The 5,976-nt window shown below is 36.9% G+C and carries 4 protein-coding genes and 1 pseudogene; all 5 read left to right on the top strand.

The features are described from left to right. Positions 1-433 precede the first annotated feature (433 nt). The 5 genes and pseudogenes from ucaA (at position 434) to HMPREF0693_RS17580 (ending at position 5,808) form a co-directional block, all read left to right on the top strand. Positions 434-976, top strand: a complete 543-nt coding sequence (gene ucaA, locus HMPREF0693_RS17600) for a uroepithelial cell adherence major pilin UcaA (protein WP_004247004.1) — start codon at positions 434-436, stop codon at positions 974-976. A 65-nt stretch (positions 977-1,041) separates the two neighbouring features. Further along, positions 1,042-1,767, top strand: a pseudogene (locus HMPREF0693_RS19875) (fimbrial biogenesis chaperone). A 9-nt stretch (positions 1,768-1,776) separates the two neighbouring features. After that, the gene (locus tag HMPREF0693_RS17590) at positions 1,777-4,311 is read left to right on the top strand and encodes a fimbria/pilus outer membrane usher protein (RefSeq protein WP_004247001.1); all 2,535 of its coding nucleotides are present in this window, start codon (positions 1,777-1,779) and stop codon (positions 4,309-4,311) included. 230 nt (positions 4,312-4,541) lie between these two features. Continuing rightward, entirely contained in the window at positions 4,542-5,402 is an 861-nt protein-coding gene (locus HMPREF0693_RS17585) for a fimbrial protein (protein ID WP_223302922.1), read from the top strand. Between the two features lie 100 nt (positions 5,403-5,502). Then, positions 5,503-5,808: a helix-turn-helix domain-containing protein gene (locus HMPREF0693_RS17580; RefSeq protein ID WP_012367647.1), complete on the top strand. Its 306-nt coding sequence runs from the start codon at positions 5,503-5,505 to the stop codon at positions 5,806-5,808. Positions 5,809-5,976 lie beyond the last annotated feature (168 nt).

Genomic DNA, 5,976 nt, shown 5'->3' with positions numbered 1-5,976 from the left:
AATTCTGCACCATATCTGAAAGAGCTAAGCAATTTGATTTATATTAAAACTCAAGTTTTGACTAATAACCTTCTCATATATATATCATCAATCATTGATATAACACATTGAACAACAATAACAAGATCGATTTTAACGATCATTTCACCAACCATTAATAGGTCGTAACTATCAAAATCAACACCATCGATCGAAAAAACCATCTTTACTTAAGTGATATTTGAAATAATAATTTCAATTATTTATTTTTATATTTGCTACATCACCATTAAAAAACTTAATATCTTTATTATTTATATAATCTACAAATATAAACCTCACTATAAACTCTATTTAATAGGATTATATATATTTTATTATTCAATAATACTTTTCATTTTTTTGAAAAACAAAAAATAACTTAACTTTAATTTAAAATAGGAATCATAAATATATGAAAAGAAAAGTTATAGCACTAGCTACTATTCTTTCTGCTGCATTTGCTGGCTCATCTATGGCGTATGACGGAACAATTACATTTACAGGTAAAGTTGTTGCGCAAACCTGCTCTGTCAATACAAATGATAAGAATTTAGCGGTAACATTACCTACAGTATCCACCACTACATTAAATGAAAATGCGGCTACTGCAGGTCTTACTCCATTTACTATTCATTTAACTGGTTGCGCTGTTGGTATGGATGGTGCACAAAGTGTCAAAACATATTTTGAACCTTCAAGTGACATTGATGTAACCACACACAACTTAAAAAATACTGCACAAACTAAAGCTGATAATGTTCAAGTTCAATTACTTAACTCAGATGCAGCAACAACAATCCAGTTAGGTACTGATTCTGCAACACAAGATGTCCATCCAGTACAAATCGACAATGCTAATGTAAACCTCCCATATTTTGCTCAATATTATGCAACCGGACAATCTACCGCTGGGGATGTAAAAGCAACCGTTCATTACACCATTGCCTATGAGTAAGGTTTATTGGATTGCTTTTATTTTACGGGGCAGAAAAAACTGCCCCATTTCCTTCTAGAGGTATTATGTTAAAGTTCATTCTTATTTTCTTGACTCTGTTTGTATCCACAGTGGCTCAAGCCAGTGTGGTTATTATGGGGACCCGCGTTGTTTATCCCGCAACGCAAAAAAGCATTAATGTTCAATTAAATAATAACGATGAATCCCCCGCATTAATTCAGTCTTGGTTAGATACCGGAAACGCAGCTGCAGCACCAGATTCAATTCACGTTCCTTTTATCATTACTCCTCCCATATTTCGTATGGAGCCGAAATCAGGGCAAACCATCCGGATTGTCTATACCGGTGAATCATTACCACAAGATAGAGAGTCTCTTTTCTATCTAAATGTCTTAGACATTCCAGCAAAACCTAAAGTGGAAGAAAATTCGGAAAACTCAGAGGGAAATAACAATTAATTACAATTAGCCGTTCGTAGTCGCATTAAGTTTTTCTTTCGCCCTGATAATCTCAACGTAACGCCTGATGATGCTTACCAAAAAGTGACTTGGCATCAGGAAGGAGCACTACGCATTAAAGCGATTAACCCAACACCTTATTACATCACTTACAACAAAATCTCAGTGGGTCAGGATAAACAGCTAACGCCTGTTGAACAAAGTGGGATGATAGCTCCTTTTTCTTCAAAAATATTTTCACTTAAAGAGAAGCCAATATTAACAAATAAAGTCACTTGGGTTGTTGTTAATGATTATGGTGGATACCAACAAGGTGAATCTACTTTGGAATAAGGTAATATAATGAATTTTAATAACCAATTACACCTCATTTCCTATCGTTATTCTCTTCCGTTTTGTGTCGCTTTAGGGATTGGGGTGATAACAACTTCTTCATTCGCTGCTGAAGAAGCTGAATTTGATCCTAGCTTTTTGCATTCAGTGCAAGGAAAGAATGCGATTGATATACGTCGCTTTAATTATGGCAACCCTATTCCTGAGGGCAAGTATTACGCTGATATCTATCTCAATAATGAATGGAAAGGAAAAGCTAATGTACAGTATTTATATACTGACAATGCGAATACGTCGACGTTATGTCTAACGCCGGAATTACTTTCATTAATTGATGTCGTCAAAGGCACTGTTCCTGAAAACAGTTATAAAGCCACTTGTTATCCCGCCTCAGAAGGACTCCCCTCAGCAAAATTTCATTTTGATTTATCCACTTTAAAGCTGAATATAGAAATTCCTCAGGCACAAGTGAATACTCGACCTCGAGGATATATTGCCCCTGCACAGTGGCAAAGTGGAGTCCCTGCCGCATTTGTCAACTATGATGTTAACTATTATCAATACAATACTCCGGATATAAATAATGAGCAGACTTACCTTGGGTTAAAAGCGGGACTCAATTTATGGGGATGGGCTTTTCGTCACCGTGGTGGTGAAAGCTGGAATAATGGTCATTCTACTGGGTATCAGAATATCGAAACAAATGTGACGCATGATATTGCTCAGTTACGGGCACAATTCACATTAGGTGATTTTTATACGAATGGCGAGTTAATGGATAGCCTTAGCTTACGGGGAATTCGATTAGCATCGGATGAACGAATGTTACCCAACTCTTTACGTGGCTACGCTCCGATCGTGCGAGGCATTGCTAATAGTAATGCTAAAGTTACGATTTATCAAAATGCTCACATCCTTTATGAAACAACTGTGCCTGCTGGCCCCTTTGTCATTAATGATTTGTATCCCAGTGGATATGCTGGCGACCTTCTTGTGCAAATAACCGAATCTAATGGACAAACAAGAACATTTACGGTTCCTTTTGCTTCTGTTGCCCAACTTATTCGTCCCGGATTTAGCCGTTGGCAAATGTCAGTGGGACGCTATCGTTATGCAAATGAGACATATCATGATTTAATTGCACAAGGCACATATCAATATGGTTTGACAAATGATATCACTTTAAATAGTGGACTGACCACAAGCTCAAAATATACCGCAGGATTGGCTGGTGTTGCTTTTAACACGCCGATTGGGGCAATTGCATCTGACATTACATTGTCCAGAACAACATTTAATCACTCTAACGTAACGCGTAAAGGCTACAGTTTACATACTAGCTATAGCGTCAATATTCCGACCACGAGTACAAATATCACGTTAGCAGCCTATCGTTATTCATCTAAAGATTTTTACCATTTGAAAGATGCGCTATTGGCTAATCACAGTGAATTTATTGATGATGTTTCCATAAAAAGTGCCGCATTTTATCGCCCTAAAAATCAATTCCAAGTTTCAATTAATCAAGAATTAGGTGAAAAATGGGGAAATATATTTTTAACTGGTACCACTTATAATTACTGGGAGCATAAAGGAAGTCGTAATGAGTATCAGATGGGATATAGCCATTTTTGGAAAAAACTTGGTTATCAGATTGGCTTTTCTCAATCACGAGATAATGAGCAACAACGCCGAGATGACAGATTTTATGTGAACTTTACGCTTCCTTTGGGAGAGCGTGTTCAAAGCCCCATTTTTTCTACTGTCTTAAATTATAATAAAGGCGAGAAAAACAGCATTCAAACATCCATCAGCGGTATCGCTGGGGAAGATAATCAATTCTCTTATGGTATTTCAGGTAATAGTCAGGAAAGTGGACCTTCCGGCTATGCGATGAATGGAGGCTATCGTTCACCTTATGTAAATGTAACCGCAACCGTCGGGCAAGATACTCAACATAATCGTCAAATGTCATTGGGTGCGTCGGGGGCCGTTGTCGTACATCCTTATGGAGTGACGTTAAGTAATGATTTAAGTGATACTTTTACCATTATCCATGCAAAAGGAGCACAAGGTGCGGTCATTAATAATGCACCAGGTAGCCGATTAGATTTTTGGGGAAATGGTATTGTGCCTTATGTCACGCCTTATGAAAAAAATCAAATTAGCATCGACCCCACTAATTTGGATTTGAATGTTGAGTTATCAGCAACAGAACAAGAAATCATTCCTCGCGCTAATAGTGCCACGTTAGTGACATTTAATACTCAAACAGGGAGAAGCCTACTATTTGATATTCGAATGCCAGATGGTAGTACTCCTCCAATGGCTTCCGAGGTTTTGGATGAGCATAAGCAGTTAGTCGGATATGTGGCTCAAGCTGGACGCTTATTTACCCGCGGTCTTCCTAAACAAGGTCAACTTGATGTGATATGGGGACCAAATCATGACGATAAATGCTCATTTACATATCATGCGACACGCAATGAAACTGACATGCGACCTCAAACCATTCCTGTTCAGTGTATACCGCACTCTAATTAGGAACAAACCATGAAAAGAATATTTGTTATATTATTTCTTTTAATCTATTCCCTAGTCTAGCTGTTGCTGGTGCAGATGACTACGTACCGTCTCCAATAACAATCAACACATCTACCCTCCCTGTTGTTGTTATTGGTCCTGCTGATGCCCATACTTACCCTCGAGTGATAGGGGAACTCACCGGAACAAGTAATCAATATATATTTAACGGCGGTAGTTTAATAGCATTAATGCGTGGAAAATTTACTCCTACATTACCTAAAATAGGCAAAATCACATATAACTTTCGCCAAGGAAATAACACTCAATCTTCCGATTTCGATATATTTGATACTGGAGTTCCAGGGCTAGGTATTATTATTGGTATGGCGGGCTATTGGCCTGCAACGCCATTGGTTCCCATAAACAGCTCAAGTATATATATTGATCCTGTTGCCGCCAATACAAATCCAAATGCTTATAATGGTGCAACTGGAAGTTTTGGTGCTCGTTTATATGTTGCTTTTGTCGCAACAGGACGATTACCTAATGGGTATGTAACGATACCAACCAAACAACTGGGCCATATTTTATTGGAATCTAATCGGGCAAGTTTGAATAATAAAAGATTAACAGCTCCTGTTATGTTAAATGGAGGGCGCATCCAAGTGCAAAGCCAAACATGCTCGATGAATCAAAAGAATTATGTTGTTCCATTAAATACTGTCTATCAATCCCAGTTCACGTCTTTGTATAAAGAAGTGCAAGGAGGGGAAGTTAATATACAACTTCAATGCCAAGACGGTATTGATGTTTATGCTACATTAAATGATGCGACCCAACATGGGAATCGTTCTGATATATTAACATTAGCAACGGATTCTACGGCAAAAGGCGTTGGGCTAAGATTATATAAAAATAATGAAGTAACTGCGATTAGTTATGGTTCAGACACTCCTAACAAAGGAAATCAAAATCAATGGCATTTTTCAAATTATAGAGGAGAGATAAATCCACGTATAAAATTAAAAGCTAATTATATAAAAACAGAAAATACTATTACGCCAGGAAGTGTAAAAGCAGTAGCAACGATTACTTTTTCATATCAATAAAAATTAATTGAGTTTTATAAGTAGAGTAAAATGCTTTTATAACAAATGCTTTTTACTCTGTTAAACTTAAAAATCTGTTTATTGTTGGAGAATGAAGTTCATGAGTACAATTAATTCCATTATTGCTTATAGAATAATGCAAAAAAGAAAAGAATTAGGGATGACAGGGAGGGAAATAGCCCATTCATTGGAAATAAGTCAACAGCACTATTCACGTATAGAGAATGGACATACCAAAATAACAGTAGAACATTTATTCTCTATCGCGTTTATTTTAGGTGTCAAACCTAAAGAACTATTGCCTAATTATAAATTTTCAAATGAAAAAGAAATGATTAAAGCAAAACAATCATTATCAGCAGAAAGCATTATGCCAATAAAGAAAAGCGACATGTATCCCACATAAATATAGACAGGTATTCATTTTATTAAAAATAATGTGAACCATTAAGGACATAAAAGGGAATACGTTGCTCTACATGATGTTGCCGATGAGCATCACGTATTGTTCGCTCACAAAAATCTGTTTTCCCCGAAAACGTATCCCCGTATTGCGCTTGGCCCAATCAATAGG

Source organism: Proteus mirabilis ATCC 29906, assembly GCF_000160755.1.
Classification (GTDB): Bacteria; Pseudomonadota; Gammaproteobacteria; order Enterobacterales; family Enterobacteriaceae; genus Proteus; species Proteus mirabilis.
This window is presented reverse-complemented; position numbering and strand designations above follow the sequence as displayed.